This is a genomic window from Pseudomonas onubensis (assembly GCF_965653655.1).
GTDB lineage: Bacteria > Pseudomonadota > Gammaproteobacteria > Pseudomonadales > Pseudomonadaceae > Aquipseudomonas.
The window spans coordinates 19,879-38,001 of sequence record NZ_CBFHAZ010000042.1 but is presented as its reverse complement, the minus strand read 5'-3'; the positions used below and the strand labels follow the sequence as shown (position 1 = coordinate 38,001).

Genomic DNA, 18,123 nt, shown 5'->3' with positions numbered 1-18,123 from the left:
CATGCAACTACCGGACATGAACCTGCTCGTCGCCCTCGACGCCTTGCTCGACGAGGGCAGCGTGGTTGGCGCGGCGCGGCGGATGAACCTCAGCCCGGCGGCCATGAGCCGCACGCTCACGCGGATTCGCGAGGCGGTGGGCGACCCGATCCTGGTGCGTGCCGGTCGCGGCCTGGTGCCGACGCCCAAGGCTTTGCAGCTGCAAGGCCAGGTGCGCAACGTGGTAGAGCAGGCGGCGTTGCTGTTTCGCTCGGCGGACCAGGTAGACCTCAGCACCTTGCGCCGCCGCTTCAGCGTAAGGGCCAACGACTTTTTTGTCGGCGTGTATGGCGGTCGGCTGTTCGACACCATGGAGCGCATGGCGCCGCTGTGCGAGTTGTGCTTTGTGCCCGAAGGGGATACCGACGACGACGCACTGCGCGAAGGGCGCCTGGACTTGCGCGTGAGCAATACGTTGCCGGCCAGCCCCGAGGTGAAGGTGCAGAATCTGTTTTCCACCACCTTCGTCGGTTTGGCGCGGGAAGATCATCCGCTGTTCGACGAAGAAATCACCGCCGCACGGTTTGCCAGTTATTCCCATATCAGCATTTCGCGACGCGGCATCGCCCGTGGGCCGATTGACACTGCGCTGAACGCCCAAGGCCTGGAGCGCCGCGTGGCGATGATCGCCCCAGGCTTTCACGGCGCGATGTTCATGTTGCCCGATTCCGATCTACTGCTGCCGGTGCCAAAGGAAGCGTTGCTGAGCGCCAACCGCCTGAACCTGCCATTGCGCGCCTTCCCGTTGCCGATCTCCTTGCCAACCTTGGTATTGGCCCAATCCTGGCACCCACGCTTTGACAAAGACCCGGCCCATAGATGGCTGCGCGAGACCATGCGCGAGAGCTGCCATGCCACCTGGCTCGAAGCCCAGCCCAGCTGACTGTTGATGCTGGCTCGGTCAAAATGTGGGAGCGGGCTTGCTCGCGAAAGCGTTGGGTCAGTCAATACTTAAGGTGCCTGGCACACCGCCTTCGCGAGCAAGCCTGCTCCCACATTGGATTTACGCTATTCCAACGATTGCGTCTGACACACTTATAAGCTTCCAACAAGTAACTTTTTTGTCATGTATGCGCCCCCTTAAACTGCTCGGGTATTTCTAATCCCGAGTTGCGCGTTCATGACATCCCTCGCTGCCCCCGCTCTCCAGGCTGCAGCCAAACCTACTGCCCTGAGCCCACCTGTGTTCGGCCCGCGCATCATCATCGGCCTGGTCGGTGTGTTGTTGGCGGTGCTGGTCTCTGGCCTCAATGAGATGGTCACCAAGGTAGCCCTCGCGGATATTCGCGGTGCGCTGTTCATCGGCTTTGACGAAGGCACCTGGCTGGTCGCGGCCTACACGGCCACCTCCGTGGCGGCCATGGCCTTTGCGCCGTGGTGTTCGGTGACCTTTTCCCTGCGACGCTTCACCCTGTGCGTTATCGGTCTGTTCACCCTGCTGGGGATCCTGTGCCCGTTTGCGCCGAACTACGAAAGCCTGCTGGTGCTGCGCACCGTGCAAGGCCTGGCCGGCGGCGCATTGCCGCCGATGTTGATGACGGTGGCGCTGCGTTTCCTGCCGGCCCACGTCAAGCTCTACGGCCTGGCCGGTTATGCGCTCACCGCCACGTTCGGCCCGAGCTTGGGCACGCCGCTGGCGGCGTTGTGGACCGAATACGTCGGCTGGCAATGGGCGTTCTGGCAAATCGTCGGGCCGTGCCTGCTGGCGATGGTCGCGGTAGCTTACGGCTTGCCGCAAGACCCGCTGCGCCTGGAGCGCTTCAAGCAGTTCAACTGGCGCGGACTGTTGCTGGGTTTTCCGGCGATCTGCATGCTGGTGATCGGCCTGTTGCAGGGCAATCGCCTGGATTGGTTCGAGTCCGGCCTGATCACCTTTTTGCTGATCGGCGGCGGCGTGTTGCTGGTGCTGTTCATGCTCAATGAATGGTCGCAACCGGTGCCGTTTTTCAAGTTGCAGATGCTCGGCCTGCGCAACCTGGCGTTCGCCCTGATCGTGCTGGCGGGCGTGCTGATGGTGCTGACCTCAGTGATCATCATCCCGTCGAGTTTTCTCGCCCAGGTGCAGGGTTACCGGCCACTGCAAACCGCGCCGGTGATGCTGTTGATGGCGTTGCCGCAATTGATCGCGCTGCCGCTGGTGGCGGCGCTGTGCAACCTGCGTTGGGTCGACTGCCGCTGGGTGCTGGGGATGGGTTTGAGCATGCTGGTGCTGTGTTGCATCGGCAGTTCGCACCTCACCTCGGCATGGATACGCGACGATTTTTATGGCTGGTACCTGCTGCAGATTTTCGGCCAACCCATGGCCGTATTGCCACTGCTGATGCTCTCTACCGGCAGCATCCAGCCGATGGACGGGCCGTTCGCTTCGGCCTGGTTCAACACCGTCAAAGGCCTCGCGGCGGTGATCGCCACGGCCGTGCTGGACACGCTGACCACCCAGCGAGAGCACTTCCACTCGACCATGCTCGTGGACCACCTCGGCAACTCGCCCCTGGCCGACGGCGACGCGCCGGGCCTGGCGCAGCGCCTGCACCAGCAGGCGGTAGTGCTGACTTCTTCGGACCTCTATTACGTCATGGCCGGTGTCGCGGTGGCGTTGATCCTGCTGATTTTCTGGATGCCCACGCGGATCTTTCCGCCTCGCGCACCGACCTAGCCTCAAGGACTTCTCATGAAACGCAAAGACAAAATTGCCGTCTCCGTTATTGCTGTGTTTGCCGTCGGCGTGCTGGTTTATCTGGTCGCGCCGGGCGTGCTGGGCAGCAAGCGCCAGACCACTAACGACGCCTTCGTCGCCGCCGACTTCACACTGGTGGCGCCGCGCGTGGCGGGCTTCATCAAGGAAGTGCTGGTCGAAGACAACCAGCGCGTCAAGGCCGGCCAGCTGTTGGCGTTGATCGACGACCGCGATTTTCGCGCTGCCGCCCAGGCTGCCGACGCCGACACCTTGGTCGCCCAGGCCCAACTGAAGAACGCCACCGCGACCCTGGAGCGTCAAAGCTCGGTGATCGCCCAGGCTCAGGCCACCGTCGCGGCCGACCGCGCCGAAGTGGCGTTTGCCGAGCATGAACTGAACCGCTACAACCATCTCGCCGGTGTGGGCGCAGGCACCGTGCAGAACGCCCAGCAAGCCAAGACGCGTATCGACCAGGCCACCGCAAACCTGGCCAAAGCCACGGCCGTGCTGGCGGCTGAACGCAAGCAAGTGGAAATACTCACCGCCCAGCGTGACGCTGCCGACGGTGGGCTCAAACGCGCCCAGGCCGCCTTGGAAATGGCCAGCTACCAGTTGTCCTACACACGCATTGTCGCGCCGGTGGATGGCATGGTCGGTGAACGTGCCGTGCGCGTCGGCGCCTACGTGACGCCGGGCAGCAAGATCCTCGCGGTCGTGCCGTTGGCCGAGGCCTATGTGGTGGCCAATTTCCAGGAGACGCAACTGTCGCATATGCATGCCGGCCAAGCCGTAGAGCTCAGCGTCGACAGCCTCGACGGCGAATTGCTCAAGGGCCATCTGGAGAGTCTGGCGCCTGCCACCGGCGTGACTTTTGCGTCGGTCAGGCCAGACAACGCCACCGGCAACTTCACCAAGGTGGTACAGCGCATTCCGGTGAAGATTATTCTGGAGCCGAACCAGCCCCATATTGAACGCCTGCGCGTGGGCATGTCGGTGGAGGCCAGCGTCGACACTCAGCCCGTCGCGCAGTCGCGTGAGGTGGCCCGGCAATGAAGTCATTTGCCTGGCTCACCTTGAGCCTTATCAGCCTGAGCGCCTGCACGGTCGGCCCGGATTTCCAGCGGCCCCAAGGCCCGCAAGTCACCCAGTGGCGCGAACCCCAGGGCCGCCAGGCGGCCAGCCACGCGGTGGCCGATCCTTTGCAGGAGCGTTGGTGGGACGTGTTCCACGATGCAGAGCTCTCGGCCCTCACGCGCCGTGCGCTCACCGATAACCTCGACCTGAAACTGGCCAGCAGCCGCCTGCAACAAAGCCGCGCCGTGCGTCAGGTGACCACTGCCGAGCGTTATCCCAACGTCAACGCCACCGGGGATTACCTGCGCCAGCGCAACAGCGGCAAAGGTTTGAGCGACCCGTCCAACCGCAATGGTCAGTCAGCTTACAGCCAATGGGATATGGGCTTCTCGGCGGCCTGGGAGCTGGACTTCTGGGGCCGTGTCAAACGTGAAACCGAAGCCGCCGACGCTACCCTGCAAGTCGCTGAAGATGACCGTCGCGCTGTGTTGCTGTCGGTACTCGCCGAAACCGCCCAGGACTACATCCAACTGCGCGGCGTGCAGAACACCCGCGCTGTCACCGAGCAAAACCTCGACGTCGCCCGCCACAGCCTCAAGCTCTCGCAACTGCGCCTGGCCGACGGCGTGGCCACCGACCTGGACGTGGCTGAAGCCGCCGCCCAGGTTGCCGCCATCGAAGCGCGTTTGCCGGACTTGCAGCAGCGTCAGGACCAACTGATCAATGCCCTGAGCCTGCTGATGGGCGAGCCGCCGCAAGCGCTGCATGCGCAATTGTCCAAGGACGCCGCCATGCCGCAAACCCCGCGCCAGGTCGCTATCGGCTTGCCGTCGGAACTGGCCGAACGCCGGCCCGATATTCGCCAGGCGCAAGCGCGCCTGCATGCGGCCACCGCCAGTATCGGCGTGGCCAAAGGTGATTTTTACCCGCGTATCACCTTGTCCGGCAGCCTCGGTTCCCAAGCCCTGCAACTCTCGGATTTCGGCTCCTGGGGTTCGCGCGCCTTTGCCTTCGGCCCGCAGTTCAGCCTGCCGCTGTTCAATGGCGGGCGCCTGCAAGGCATGTTGAATTTGCGTGAAGCCCAGCAACAGGAAGCGGCGCTGGCGTACCAGCAAACCGTGCTGCGCGCCTGGCATGAGATCGACGACCAACTGACCCGCTACAACGCCAGCCAACTGCGCCGCGACAGCCTCGCCGAAGCGGTGCGCCAGAACCAGATCGCGTTGAGCACCGCACAACAGCAGTACGTCGAAGGCGTGGTGGACTTCGTCACCGTGCTCACCGTGCAAAGCGCGCTGCTGGCCACGCAGGAGCAGTGGGTAGAAAGCTCCACCGGCGTGTCGCTGGCGATGGTGGGGCTGTACAAGGCGTTGGGCGGTGGCTGGCAATCCGTCTACCCCGAAACAGCTTCCATTCCCGCTGGCTGAACATAACCCAATGTGGGATTTAAGGGTTCTGCAAAAACACCACATACCCCCTGAACCATTCACTCCCTTTCAAATACGCAGGCTCTTCCCACACGCCGCCCTGCATCAGCCCCACCTTGAACGGCAGCCCCAGCCGGTTCATCCGTGGCAAATACGCCGCGTAATCCGGGATGCTGTGGCGCCCTTGGTAGGTCTGTACCACCACTTCATCAACCACGCCTTTGAGCTGGGCGATGGCGGCTGGGTCGGCGTTGCTGCTCCAATCCATAAGCCCCGTGATGCTCAACTTCATCTCAACGGGCAGGCGTTGGCGCAGGTCGCGCAGGAAGCTTGTGTATTCGTGCAGGTATTGGGTGCGGGCGTCGAAATCGATCTGGATGCCGACCACCGGGTTGCCCGCATCGCGCCAGCGTTGCACCTGGCCGAGCAGTTGGCTGTAGACGCGCTCGGGCCAGTGCAGGGTGTGGGCGCGGTACACCACCCAGACCTCGCCTTGGGTGATGCGCGGTACGCTGATGCCTTGGGCGATAAACTGCACACCCAGTTGAGGCGCGCGGCGGGTGGAGTTGATCTGGCCCTGGAGGATGTACAGGGTTTTCGCCTGCTTGAGCACCGGCTGCGGCGCGACCCCGCTCCACAGCCAGAAGGCGTCGTAGTCGCGGGCATTAACGCCGGCAAAGGCCGGGCTTGCCAGGAGCAGCAAGCCTAGCCACAGGTGCTTCACCAGTAGTACTTCAGCGACTGCGCCCACTCGGTGTCGGCAAACCCGGTTTTTAGCTGGCGGAACCAGCCTTTGCGCACGGATTTATCCACGTCTACACCGCCGCAACCGTTATAACCGGCCCGCGCATAGCAGTTGATCGCACGGAACAGTGCGTAGGCCTTGTCGTTGTGTGGCGCCTTGGGGTTGGCGATGACTTGGCGGTAACCGTCGAGGCGCGAGAAGGTCTCGCCCTTGAACAGCGAGGCGGTGCTGCCCAGGCTGCCGGCGGCGCGCACTTGGTCCAGCGGCATGCCATCGAGGTTGTTGCGCAGGATGAACTCACCCAGGCAGTTCAGGCCCTTGGGGTTTTTCCCATCGGCCTGCAGGGTGCTGGCGATTTGCGCAATACTCGGGCAGGTGTAGCCGGACTCAGCCTTATCGCCGTTCCACTGAAACAACTGCAGCGAACGGCCATCGCCATACACATAACCCAGGCTGGTGCCGAGTTTGTCGGCGGGCGCCGATGCCGGCAGTTGCTTGAGGTCGTCGGCGAAGGTGGCGTACTGGCCGCGCATCAGGTCTTTGTACAGCAGCACAAACTGGGCGGTGGCACGCTCGACCGGGTCACTGGCCTGGGTGATCTGCTGGCGCAGCAGGTCCTGGCCTGCGATGTTGCGCAGCAAGATATAGCGCACCTGCTTGGCGCTGATCGGCGAATCGCTGGCGAACACGCTGGCCAGTTGGTCATTGCGCTCGTAGTTCATCGCCAGCGCCAGTTCCAGCTGGTCGCGCTGCAAGGGTTGCTTGGCGAGGGGCAGCAGCTTCAGCCACAGCGCTTGCGCGCCTTGCCAATCCTTCTTGGCTTCCAGGGCAAGGCCACGCAGGGTTTGCTGGCTGAAGGCGAAGTAGTCGAGGCTGGCGGGCACCTCCTGAGGCAGCAGTTTCAAGGAGCTGTCGGGCTGATGTTCGACGTACAGCGCAAATGCCGCCTGCACGTAGTCGTACAGCGCAGGCTCCTGGGCAAACACCGGTTTTTGCGCATCCAGGGCCGCGCGGCTGAGCTGGGGCGGGTTGCCGGCGCGCATCCACATCAAGTCGTTGACGGCCAGCATCAGTGGGTTGGCAGAAGGTTTTTGGATGGCACTCAGCAGCTTGTTGTCGGCTTCCTGCACCAGCTCGTCCAGCGACACATTGCGCTGTTTGGCGCTCAACTGCGCGGCCAGGTCGTTGGCCAACTTGTCGGTATCGCCCGCCAGCCAATGCACCCGGCGCAGCAGGCCCTGGGCAGAGACAGCGTATTCACCCTGTGGATAAGTTTTCAGGTACAGGCTGAAGCTGGTGTCGGCATTCGCCAGCACCGATTTATCCACATGCTCCAATTGCGGCATGCCGTATTCGTCGAAGGCGTTTTCCTGGGCCTGGTTCAACTCGGTGCGCGCGATCATGTAGAACGCGGCTTCCTTGACCCACGGCAGGCTGCCGGCGGCGGCGGCGACAAAACCGCGCTGCGCATCAGCGAAACGGCCACTGTAGAAGTCACCGGCGGCTTGCAGGTAAGTGCGCAGCTCGCGGCCGGCGGTGGACTTGATCTGCTCCGGGTCACCCAGGCTGGCGCCGTCCCAGGTACAGGCGCCGAGCATCTGTACACGCCCCTTGGCCAGCAGCTGGCGCTCCGCTTCGGGCACGTCGGCTTTAACCACTTGGCTGATAAACGCCGTGGCGCTGCCTTCATCATTGCTGCGGCAGCGGCTGCCTTCGCCGGTCAGGAAGGCGTCACCCGCCGCCTTGTCGCCTTCACGCTGAATGCCCAGTGGCGCGAGCAACTCGTCGAGTTTGCCGGGTGTGGGGGCCACGTCGGTTTTTTCGTCGGTGGCGTCGGCCACCGGGGTCAGGCGGTACACCGGAAACGGCACCGGGCCGAAGCCTTCTTCCAGGTCGGTCTCGCCCAGTGCATTGGGCGTCAGCGCTGCCACCTGTTTATCCGCCAGCAACAGGCGCAGGTTGACCCGGCTGTCATTGCCCGGGCTCAGGAAGGGCAGGTTGCTGCAGCCTTCAAGGCTGTCGCGTGAGACCCGCCAGTCGGGGTAACACGAGTCATCGCCGCTGGCCTGGGCCTGGAAGGAAAGGCCGGCGAGCAATGCCAGGGCCAGTGGTGACAGAAAACCGATGCGCATGACGTGTCCTTGATCCTGAGTCCTTTGAAGGACGCAATAATAGCGTGATCTGACAAATGCTTCGGTGAAGGCCTACACAAATCGCCGATTTGTCCGATTCCAGCAGCGAATAAAGGGTTTTTGTCCTAGAGTGGCGGTCATTCGCGCGCAGGGCTTTTTGGCCTGCCGGAAAAGGCAATGGTAGGGGAATCGAGGTGCGACGGTCTGTGGTAGAGCAAGATGAAAAGGTGGCGGCGTTGCCCGCATTTGATCGCGTCGCGAGTAGCTGGGACGTTGCCGGCTGGATGAGCCGTCTGTGGTGGGTACCGATCCTGGTACTGGCCGTCGCCCTGCGTTTTTACAACCTGACCTCCTCCGCAATCTGGGGTGACGAAGGCTCCAGTCTGCTGCTCAGCGAATACGCTGCCGCTGACCTGTGGTTTCACGCCGCCCACGATGTGCACCCACCGCTGTACTTTTTCATGCTGCGTGGCTGGATCGAGCTGTTCGGTGACAGTATCTGGTCGATTCGCAGCATGAGTGCGATCCCCGGTGCGATCGCCGTGGGCCTGGGCATCTGGTTGACGCGGCAACTGACCACCCGGCGTGCCGCCGTGCTCGCGGGGATCCTGCTTGCACTGCTGCCTACGGCGGTGCGCTACAGCCAGGAAGTGCGCATGTATTCGCTGTTGGCCGTGTGGCTGCTGGGCGCCACGCTGGCGCTGGTGTACTGGGTGCGCCAACCAGAGCGCACGCGCTATCTGGCGGCGTATATCGTGCTGATGAGCGCCGGTTTCTACACCCATTATTTCACTGCCCTGTGTGTGCTGGTGCATTGGGCCTATCTGGCCTTGTTGAGCTCAACCCAGGCGCCCGGCCAGCGTTTGCTCAAACGCCCTGCGTGGTGGGTGGCCAATGCCGCGATCGTCGTGGTTTACCTGCCGTGGTTACCCAATGTGTTGGGCCTGGTGCAACACATTGAACAACTGAAGGTGGGCGGGGACATCGGCTGGGAAGACCCGGTCAACCTGTTCTCACTGCCGTCGATGATCTGGCAATTCATTGTCCAGGACGAGGGCATCGGCTTATGGGCACCGTTGTACTGGTTGGTGCCGTTGCTGCTGATTGCGGTGGTGGGCATCACCGCCTGGCAGGACCGCGACCGCTATCGCCCGGCTAGCCTGCTGGCGCTGTTTTTCCTGCTGCCGCTGCTGCTGGTGTTCGCGGTTTCGTTCGTTTCGTCGGTGTTTATCGAGCGTTACCTGACGGTGTACGCCCTGGGTTTGCCCATCCTGGTGGCGCTGGCCATTGATCGCCTGCCGACACGCTGGTCATGGCTGGGCGTCGCGTTGTTCGTGCTGTTTGCAGGTGTGGAGTTGATGGGGCTCAAAAACAACTTCACCGTCGATGAACATGACCAGTTCAACGTGCCCGTGGAGTTCGTCAATCGTAATTACCAGGAAGACGACCGCATCGTTCTCAGCGACATGTTGTGGTACCTCAGCTACGTGTATTACGACCAGACCGACGCCCAATTGCAGCTCTACACACCGCCCAAACCTGATGGCACGCCGACCCGGCCGAACGCCTACGGTTTCGGCACACTGGTTGATCAGGACGGCGGGCGCATTTACCTCGACCGCCTGTCGGCATTGCCTGCCGATACCCGCCGCGTCTGGCTGATCAGCAGCAACGAAGCGCCGGATGATTTCGCGCCCTTACCTGAAGGCTGGCGTGAGTTGAGCCGTCAGGATGGCGGTGGTGCGATGGCGCGACTGTTCGTGCTGTGCAACGGGGCGCAGCCGCAACCCGAAGGTTGCCGCTAGACTCATTTAAGTATTCTTTACCTGGAGTTCGCCATGGAGTCGCCTGTGCACAGCTTGCCGTCACTGTTCAAGCAGCTCGGGCTGCCGGACGACCCGGTCAGTATTGAGAAGTATGTGGCCGTGCATTCGCCGCTTAAACCGGATCTGAAGTTGGCAGATGCCTTTTTCTGGACTGCCAGCCAGAAAGCGTTTTTGCGTGAAGAAATTTTGGAGGATGCGGATTGGGCTGAGGTGGTGGATGAGCTGAACCTGTTATTGCGGGGTGGACGCGGGGTGTAAGGGCCGATCGTTCCCACGCTCCGCGTGGGAATGCCTCCTGTGACGCTCTGCGTCACCACTTCAAGAGCGGACGCGGAGCGTCCTGGGCTGCATTCCCACGCAGAGCGTGGGAACGATCAAAAATCCAGCGCCGCCTGGATACTCAGGCCGAACAGCCAGTCTGAGGCCAACACGGGTCCAAAATGTGGGAGCGGGCTTGCTCGCGAAGGCGGTGGATCAGTCGATGCAGATGTCGACTGTTAGTCCGCTTTCGCGAGCAAGCCCGCTCCCACATTTGATCTGCTGTGTTGCAACGACTGCTGAAAATCCAACGCCTGCCCTTAAACCCGCTTTACTTATTTTCACCTGCCCACCACCCATCATAAAAGTGTTTCAAAACTTGACGGCTTTGGATCCATCCACCATATTGATAGTTAGCAAACTAACTGTATGCGAAAAATCCAGTGTCCCAAACCCTCGAACAACTCCATATGAACCTCAGCAGCAGCATGGTGGTGGGCGCCCGTAACTGGCGCAAAATCTGCCAGACCACGCTGGTGAGCTACGGTATTTCCGAAGCCTGCGCCGTGCCGCTGTTGATGATCGGCCGCTTGGGCGACGGTGTGCACCAGGTCAAAGTAGCCCAGGCCTCCGGCATGGAAAGCCCGTCGCTGGTGCGCCTGCTTGATCGTCTGTGCCATGACGGTTACGTGTGCCGCACCGAAGACGTTCACGACCGTCGCGCCAAGGCCTTGAGCCTCACCCCGCGCGGCCGTGAGCTGGTGCAGGCGGTGGAAGTGCAACTGGTGCGCCTGCGCCAGGAAGTGTTGGCCGACATCGCCCACGGCGACCTTGAAGCGGCGTTGCGTGTACTGCGGGCCTTCGAGGCGGCTGAGGCGACCTCTTGAACGGGTTTTTTACCGGCATGCCGCCGGCCCGCGACTGGTTCTACGGCGTGCGCACCTTTGCGGCTTCGATGATCGCTCTGTACATCGCCATGCTCATGCAAATGCCGCGTCCGTATTGGGCGATGGCCACGGTGTATATCGTCTCCAGCCCGTTTGTCGGCCCCACCAGCTCCAAGGCGTTGTACCGCGCCGTCGGCACCTTTATGGGCGCGGCGGCGGCGGTGTTTTTTGTGCCGATGTTTATTCAGACGCCGTACCTGCTGGTAGTGATCATTGCGCTGTGGACCGGCACCTTATTGTTTTTGTCTTTGCACCTGCGTACCGCCAACAGCTACGCGCTGATGCTGGCTGGCTACACCCTGCCGCTGATTGCTTTGCCGGTGGTGGATAACCCGCTGGCGGTGTGGGATGTGGCCGAGGCGCGTACCGAAGAAATCTTCCTCGGCATTGCCGTTGCGGCCATCGTGGGCGCGATGTTCTGGCCGCGGCGCCTGATGCCGGTGTTCGACGGCTCGGTGGCCAAGTGGTTTGCCGATGCCCAGGTCTACAGCCAGCGCTTTCTGACCCGTAACGTTGCGCCCGAAGAAATCAGCACTTTGCGCGGCGGCATGGTCGCCACCTTCAACACCCTGGAACTGATGATCGGCCAGTTGCCCCACGAGGGCGCGCGGCCGCAGACGGTGCGCAACACCAAGGAACTGCGCGGGCGCATGATCCACCTGCTGCCGGTGATCGACGCGTTGGACGATGCGGTCTACGCGATCGAACACCGTGCCCCGGAGTTTCTCGACCGTTTCACGCCGTTGCTGCAAGAAGCCAACGCCTGGTTGGAGAGCACCACCGAGCAGGCGCCCCTGGAACGCTGGCGCGTATTGCGCGACACGATCGACGCCGCACAGCCCCAGGGCGAAGCGCTGGACGACCGCCACACGCTGCTGTTCTCCAATGCCCTGTACCGCCTCGGCGAGTGGGTCGACCTGTGGCAAGACTGCCGCAGCCTGCAAGCCGCCATACAGTGCGAAAGCCAGGACACCTGGCGCGCCGTGTACCGCCACTGGCGCCTGGGCCGGCTCACGCCGTTCCTCGACCGTGGCCTGATGTTCTACTCGGCGTTTTCCACCGTTACCGCGATCATCGTCGCCTCGGTACTGTGGATATTGCTGGGCTGGACCGACGGCGGCAGCGCGGTGATCCTGGCCGCCGTGGCCTGCAGCTTTTTCGCCTCCATGGACGACCCGGCGCCGCAGATCTACCGGTTCTTTTTCTGGACCGCGATGTCGGTGCTGTTCGCCAGCCTGTACCTGTTTCTGGTGTTGCCCAACCTGCACGATTTTCCGATGCTGGTGTTGGCATTTGCTGTGCCGTTTATCTGCATCGGCACCCTCACGGTGCAGCCGCGTTTCTACCTCGGCATGCTGCTGACGCTGGTAAACACCTCGTCGTTTATCAGCATCCAGGGCGCCTACGACGCGGACTTCCTCAACTTCGCCAACGTCAACCTGGCCGGGCCGGTGGGCTTGCTGTTCGCCTTTGTGTGGACGCTGATCGCACGGCCGTTCGGCGCCGAATTGGCGGCCAAACGCCTGACCCGCTTCAGCTGGCGCGACATCGTCACGCTCACCGAGCCTGCGACCCTGGCCGAACACCGGCACATGGCCGCGCAAATGCTTGACCGCCTGATGCAGCACCTGCCGCGCCTGGCCCTGATCGGCCAGGACACCGGCAGCGCCCTGCGTGACTTGCGTGTGGCGCTCAACCTGCTCGACCTGCTGGCCTACTCGCCACGCATCTACGGCGTGCCACGGGTGCTGCTCAACCAGGTGGTCGAAGGCGTGGGTGGTTACTTCAAAGCCTGCCTCAAGGCGGGTGAACGCTTGCCCGCGCCGAGTGGTCTGCTGATGACCCTCGACCGCACCCGCCGCGCCCTCAACGGCCAGGGCAAGCAAGACGAAGAAGACACCCGCCTGCATCTGCTGCATGCACTGGCCGGCCTGCGCCTGTCGTTGCTGCCAGGCGTGGAATTTATCGACGGCACCGAGCGGGAAGCGCCGTTACCTGATGGAGCGCCTTTATGATCGGTGATCTGGATATCAGCGGGGTGTTCTTGCCCACGCTGCTGGTGCTGATGGGCATTACGTATGTGTTGTTTCTGGTGGTGCACGGGCTGTTGACGCGCATTCACTTCTATCGCCTGGTCTGGCACCGGGCATTGTTCAATGTGGGGCTCTACGCGCTGTTACTGGGCGCTGTGGACTCACTCAGTCGATACCTCATGACATGAAAAAACCTTTTTTGACCATCGGCCGTGTCGTCCTGACGTTATTGATAGTGACCTTCGCTGTCGTCGTAGTGTGGCGCATGGTCATGTATTACATGTTTGCGCCCTGGACCCGTGACGGGCATATCCGTGCCGACATCGTGCAGATCGCCCCGGACGTGTCCGGGCTGATCCAGCAAGTCGACGTACGCGACAACCAGTTGGTGACCAAGGGCCAGGTGCTGTTCGCCGTCGACCAGGACCGCTTCAAGCTGGCCCTGCGCCAAGCCCAGGCCGCCGTGGCCGACCGCCAGGAAACCCTGGCCCAGGCCAACCGCGAGTACAAGCGTAACCGTGGCCTGGGCAACCTGGTGCCGAGTGAGCAGCTGGAAGAAAGCCAGTCGCGCGTGGCCCGTGCCCAATCGGCCCTGGCTGAGGCGCAAGTGAGCGTGGACGCTGCCCAACTGAACCTCGACCGCTCGGTGATCCGCAGCCCCGTGGACGGCTACGTCAACGACCGTGCACCGCGCAATCAGGAGTTCGTCACCGCCGGGCGCCCGGTGCTGTCGGTGGTCGACAGCAACTCCTTCCACATCGACGGCTACTTTGAAGAGACCAAGCTCGACGGCATTCATGTCGGCATGGCCGTGGATATTCGCGTGATCGGCGACAACGCTCGTCTGCGCGGCCATGTGCAGAGCATCGTCGCCGGTATCGAAGACCGCGACCGCACCAGCGGCTCCAACCTGCTGCCCAACGTCAACCCGGCGTTCAGTTGGGTGCGCCTGGCCCAACGGATTCCGGTGCGCATTGCCTTTGATGATGTGCCGGCGGATTTCCGCATGATCGCCGGGCGCACGGCCACGGTGTCGATCATCGGCGATAAGGTCAACGACGGAGAAAAACCATGAAGCAGCTGCTGGCAACCGCTGCGCTGGGTTTGCTGCTGTCGGCCTGCCAGGCGGTAGGCCCGGATTACAAACTGCCGGAAACGTCTGCCATCAACCGTGGCGACCTGCAAGGGCAGCTCGCGGGCGAGGGCAACAACGTGGTGTCGGCGCCGGTGCCGGCCGATTGGTGGAAGCTCTACAACGACCCGCGCCTGGACGAGCTGGTGCGCCAGGCCATGGCCTCCAACACCGATTTGCGCGTGGCCGCCGCCAACCTGCAACGCGCGCGTTTCCAGACCCAAGAGGCTGAGTCGGCAGGCGGTTGGAGTGCCGGCGCCAAGGCGGAAGCCCAGCGCCTGCAAGAGTCGGGCGAAGCGTTTTTGCTGACGGAAAAAGTACCGGTGGCCAACATCGGCAGCGCCAGCATCAGCACCTCCTACCAGTTTGACCTGTTCGGCACCTTGCAGCGCGGCATTGAAAGCGCCCAGGCCAGCACCGATGCCGCCCAGGCCGCCGCTGATATTGCGCGCATCACCCTGGTGGCGGACGTGGTACGTTCCTACACCCAAGTGTGTGCGGCCAACGAAGAACTGGCGATTGCCAACGAGTCCCTCGACCTGCAAGGCCAGAGCACCCAGCTCACCCAGCGCCTGCGCGACGCCGGGCGTGGTGACGAAACCCAGGTGACCCGCTCGCAAACCCAATACAAATCCTTGCGTGCCGAGATCCCGCGCTATCAAGCGTCGCGTCAGGCCGGCCTGTTCCGTTTGTCGATGCTGCTGGCCAAGCCGGTGGACCAACTGCCAGCGGGCACCGGCACTTGCGCCGAGCTGCCGCACATCACCCAATTGCTGCCCGTGGGCGACGGCGCTGCGCTGCTCAAGCGCCGCCCCGATGTGCGCCAGGCCGAACGCCAACTGGCGGCTGCCACCGCGCGTATCGGCGTGGCCACCGGCGCGCTGTACCCAGACATCAGCATCGGCGCCACAGTGGGCACGGTCGGCATTCTTGACGACCTCGGCACGCCCGCGACCAACCGCTGGGGTTTTGGCCCGCTGATCAGCTGGACAGTACCGACCAACGGCGCGCGTGCACGTATCCACGAAGCCGAAGCCGCGACCCAGGGCGCCCTGGCGCACTTTGACGGCGTGGTGCTCAATGCTATCCGCGAAACCCAGACCGGCCTTGCGCAATACACCGCACAACTGCAACGCCGCGACGCGCTGGCCGATGCCGGTGCCTCCGCCAAGCAAGCCTCGGAGCAGACGCACCGCTTCTTCCAGGCCGGCCGCGCCTCGTTCCTGGCCGACTTGCAAGCCACTCGTACCTACACCGATGTGCGCGCGCAATTGGCTGCAGCCAACACGCAAGTTGCCATGAGCCAGATCGATCTTTTCCTGGCCTTGGGCGGCGGTTGGGAAAGCGGACGAACGCAGGCGTCACAACCCGGCAAACCCTGAGCGAAAAGCTATGCTTTGACAGGCGGGCCACCGTGATGGCTCGCAGGTCAAAGTTCGCGTTTGCTCATGGGGATTCCAATAATGAAAAACCCTTATGCTCCCGCATTCTGGTGCGTGCTCTTCGCGCTAGTGTTGTTATCGGCTGCCTACTTCTACGGCGTCATGCTTGCCCACCAACTCGACAAGGCCATGGTGTTTCTCGACAGCGCCTGCCTGGTGATCGGCACGTTGTCCATCGGCGTGGTGGCCTGGGCGTCTTATCAAAATCAACGGGTGAAGCGAAAGCTGCTTCAACAAGGCAAGACCCGCGTAGCTATCTGGGACACCAAGGTCGCGCTGCGCCGCGTCGAAACCGTGTTCGACCGCTATTTTTGGGGCAGTTACTGGCAGCCTGGGCGCACTTTCCAGGAAGTCATGGGCGAGCTTACCGGCACGCCGCTGGAAAAAAGCCTCGAAGCCCTGAAAAAACAGTGTGTGCTGCTCGACCAGCAGGTCGCCGACGGTAGGCATTGGCTGAATAACGCACGGGAATTGTCCGACGTGGCCACGCAGATGGCGCGAGAACGCTACCAGCTGGACTTCTGCGACCCCAAGGCCGATACCCCCAGCAACGCGGTGATACACCGCGAGTTTGAGGTGTTGGTGTACACCTGGACCGCACGCTTGAAGAGTTTTGATCACCAACTCGATGAGGTTGAATTGGAATACTCGTGAACCAACCGCTGACCTGACCCCTCTGAAAAGCTGGGCCGTTTTCGGCCGCCAGTGCTAATCTTCCCCCGTTTTCGGCGGGTTTGAGCCAACCCCTCCCGGGGTTCAAGGAAGACAGCCCACTTCTCACAGGATTTGATCAGGTCACTTCATGAATAAGCCAGCAGTTGTTTTCTTGGGTTTCGTTGTCGCCGTCGGCGCCATCAGTGCAGGCGGCGCCTGGTACACCGGCAAGCAACTGGAGCCGGTGTTGCAAACCGCGATCCAGAACGCCAACAAAGAACTGCAGACCTCCATGGCCGGCGTCGATGGCACGGTGAACCTGGAGCTGGTGTCCCTGGACCGTGGCCTGTTCAGCAGCACCGCGCACTACCGTCTCAAAGGCCAAGGCAGTGTGTTCGGTGAAGAAAACCCGAACCCTGAGCTGTTGTTCGTCGACCATATCGAACACGGCCCGCTGCCGTTCTCGCGCCTGGTGTCGCTGAAGTGGCTGCCGGTGATGGCCACCAGTCACTATGAGCTGGAAAAGAACCCCACCACCGAAAAATGGTTCGCCGCCAGCAAAGACGTGTCGCCGCTCAAAGGCGTGGCCAATATCGGCTACAACCGCTCGGTCGACGGCAACGTCGAACTGCTGCCGCTGGACATCAAGGACGACAAGTCCTCGGTGAGCTTCTCCGGTGCCAACCTGGACTTCGACAGCAGCGCCGAAGGCCAGAAGGTCAAAGCCAACGGCTACATGAACAGCCTTAAAGTCTCGGTGATCGATGCCAACGGCCAGCCGCTTGAAGCCGAACTGTCCGGCCTGACTGTGGCCAGCAACCTGGAGAAATCCACCTTCGGTTTCTACACCGGGCAAAACACCGTTGAGCTGACCGACACCAAAGTCACCTTCGGCCCGCAGAAAGCCGTGCTGACCCTCAAGGGCTTCGAGCAAAAAGACACCAGCGAAACCAAGGACAACAACCTGGCAGGCCGTGTCGACTACAAGATCGACGAAATCGGCTACCAGGGTAAACCTGTCGGCTCGGCGGCCATGGCCCTGAGCATGAAGAACATCGACATTCCGGCCATGCTGGTGCTGACCAAGCTCTACCAGGACAAGATGCAGCCGGTGCAAGCCGCCGCTGCTGCCGGCCAACCGGTGCCTGAGCTGCAACTGACCGAAGCCGAGCAGACCCTGGCCGAGGCCAACGTCAACCAGGTGCTGGCCGCCAAGCCGCAAGTGGCAGTGGAAAACCTGTCGCTGAAAACCACCCACGGAGAAAGCAAATTCAACCTGGTGGTGGACCTGACCAAACCCACCTCGATGGAATTGCCGCCGGTTGAGCTGGGCAAGCAGGTTGTCGCGCTGCTGGATGCCAACCTGACCCTGTCCAAGCCGATGATCGGCGACGTCGCTGCTCTGCAAGCTGAAGTAGGTGGCGTGACCGACCCTAAAGCCATCGAGCAGCAATCGCAGATGGCGGCTGAGATGGTCAGTGGTATGGCCGTCGGCACGCAACTGGCAACTCTGGTGGGCACCGACGTGGTTTCCAAACTGCACTACGCCAACAATGAAGTGACGTTCAACGGCCAGAAGATGACCGTGGAGCAATTCATTGGTTTTGTGATGGCTAAAGCGGGTGCGGTCAGCGGCGCGCATTAATTCTGTTAGATCTAATTGAAGTAATCAGACTGTGAAGCGCACTTTTTGTGGCGAGGGAGCTTGCTCCCGCTGGGCTGCGTAGCGGCCCCTAA

At 62.3% G+C, this 18,123-nt stretch carries 15 protein-coding genes; 13 read left to right on the top strand and 2 right to left on the bottom strand.

The features are described 5' to 3' along the window. The first annotated feature begins 1 nt into the window (after position 1). The 4 genes from ACTD9P_RS15605 (at position 2) to ACTD9P_RS15590 (ending at position 5,217) form a co-directional block, all read left to right on the top strand. On the top strand, positions 2-922 hold the full coding sequence (locus ACTD9P_RS15605) for a LysR family transcriptional regulator (RefSeq protein WP_438868365.1): 921 nt from the start codon (positions 2-4) through the stop codon (positions 920-922). Positions 923-1,159: 237 nt separating this feature from the next. Further along, positions 1,160-2,695, top strand: a complete 1,536-nt coding sequence (locus ACTD9P_RS15600; RefSeq protein WP_438868364.1) for an MFS transporter — start codon at positions 1,160-1,162, stop codon at positions 2,693-2,695. A 15-nt stretch (positions 2,696-2,710) separates the two neighbouring features. Continuing rightward, positions 2,711-3,769, top strand: coding sequence for an HlyD family secretion protein (locus ACTD9P_RS15595; protein ID WP_438868362.1), 1,059 nt, complete (start codon positions 2,711-2,713; stop codon positions 3,767-3,769). Then, on the top strand, positions 3,766-5,217 hold the full coding sequence (locus tag ACTD9P_RS15590) for an efflux transporter outer membrane subunit (protein WP_438868361.1): 1,452 nt from the start codon (positions 3,766-3,768) through the stop codon (positions 5,215-5,217). The genes ACTD9P_RS15595 and ACTD9P_RS15590 overlap by 4 nt, the downstream gene beginning before the upstream one ends. A 19-nt stretch (positions 5,218-5,236) precedes the next feature. Here the strand turns inward: ACTD9P_RS15590 and ACTD9P_RS15585 are convergent, their stop codons facing one another. Continuing rightward, the gene (locus ACTD9P_RS15585; protein WP_438868360.1) at positions 5,237-5,941 is read right to left on the bottom strand and encodes a DUF3142 domain-containing protein; all 705 of its coding nucleotides are present in this window, start codon (positions 5,939-5,941) and stop codon (positions 5,237-5,239) included. Continuing rightward, positions 5,938-8,094, bottom strand: a complete 2,157-nt coding sequence (locus tag ACTD9P_RS15580; RefSeq protein WP_438868359.1) for a PA5441 family protein — start codon at positions 8,092-8,094, stop codon at positions 5,938-5,940. The genes ACTD9P_RS15585 and ACTD9P_RS15580 overlap by 4 nt, the downstream gene beginning before the upstream one ends. A gap of 194 nt (positions 8,095-8,288) precedes the next feature. On the opposite strand from ACTD9P_RS15580, the gene ACTD9P_RS15575 reads away from it, so the two are divergent. From ACTD9P_RS15575 to ACTD9P_RS15535, 9 genes are all read left to right on the top strand, one after another. Then, a complete protein-coding gene (locus ACTD9P_RS15575) occupies positions 8,289-9,899 on the top strand; it encodes a glycosyltransferase family 39 protein (protein WP_438868358.1) in 1,611 nt (536 codons plus the stop codon). 33 nt (positions 9,900-9,932) lie between these two features. Next, positions 9,933-10,178: a DUF2789 domain-containing protein gene (locus tag ACTD9P_RS15570; RefSeq protein ID WP_438868357.1), complete on the top strand. Its 246-nt coding sequence runs from the start codon at positions 9,933-9,935 to the stop codon at positions 10,176-10,178. A 470-nt stretch (positions 10,179-10,648) separates the two neighbouring features. Then, entirely contained in the window at positions 10,649-11,065 is a 417-nt protein-coding gene (locus tag ACTD9P_RS15565; RefSeq protein WP_200431220.1) for a MarR family winged helix-turn-helix transcriptional regulator, read from the top strand. Continuing rightward, the gene (locus tag ACTD9P_RS15560) at positions 11,062-13,140 is read left to right on the top strand and encodes an FUSC family protein (RefSeq protein WP_438868356.1); all 2,079 of its coding nucleotides are present in this window, start codon (positions 11,062-11,064) and stop codon (positions 13,138-13,140) included. The genes ACTD9P_RS15565 and ACTD9P_RS15560 overlap by 4 nt, the downstream gene beginning before the upstream one ends. Further along, entirely contained in the window at positions 13,137-13,346 is a 210-nt protein-coding gene (locus ACTD9P_RS15555) for a DUF1656 domain-containing protein (protein WP_016969155.1), read from the top strand. Before ACTD9P_RS15560 ends, ACTD9P_RS15555 begins: the two co-directional genes overlap by 4 nt. Further along, entirely contained in the window at positions 13,343-14,233 is an 891-nt protein-coding gene (locus ACTD9P_RS15550) for an efflux RND transporter periplasmic adaptor subunit (protein WP_438868355.1), read from the top strand. Before ACTD9P_RS15555 ends, ACTD9P_RS15550 begins: the two co-directional genes overlap by 4 nt. After that, positions 14,230-15,672, top strand: a complete 1,443-nt coding sequence (locus tag ACTD9P_RS15545) for an efflux transporter outer membrane subunit (RefSeq protein ID WP_438868354.1) — start codon at positions 14,230-14,232, stop codon at positions 15,670-15,672. Before ACTD9P_RS15550 ends, ACTD9P_RS15545 begins: the two co-directional genes overlap by 4 nt. An 81-nt stretch (positions 15,673-15,753) precedes the next feature. Beyond that, positions 15,754-16,386: an NADH:ubiquinone oxidoreductase subunit N gene (locus ACTD9P_RS15540; protein WP_200431216.1), complete on the top strand. Its 633-nt coding sequence runs from the start codon at positions 15,754-15,756 to the stop codon at positions 16,384-16,386. A 148-nt stretch (positions 16,387-16,534) separates the two neighbouring features. After that, on the top strand, positions 16,535-18,031 hold the full coding sequence (locus ACTD9P_RS15535) for a YdgA family protein (protein ID WP_438868353.1): 1,497 nt from the start codon (positions 16,535-16,537) through the stop codon (positions 18,029-18,031). The last annotated feature ends 92 nt before the right edge of the window (positions 18,032-18,123 follow it).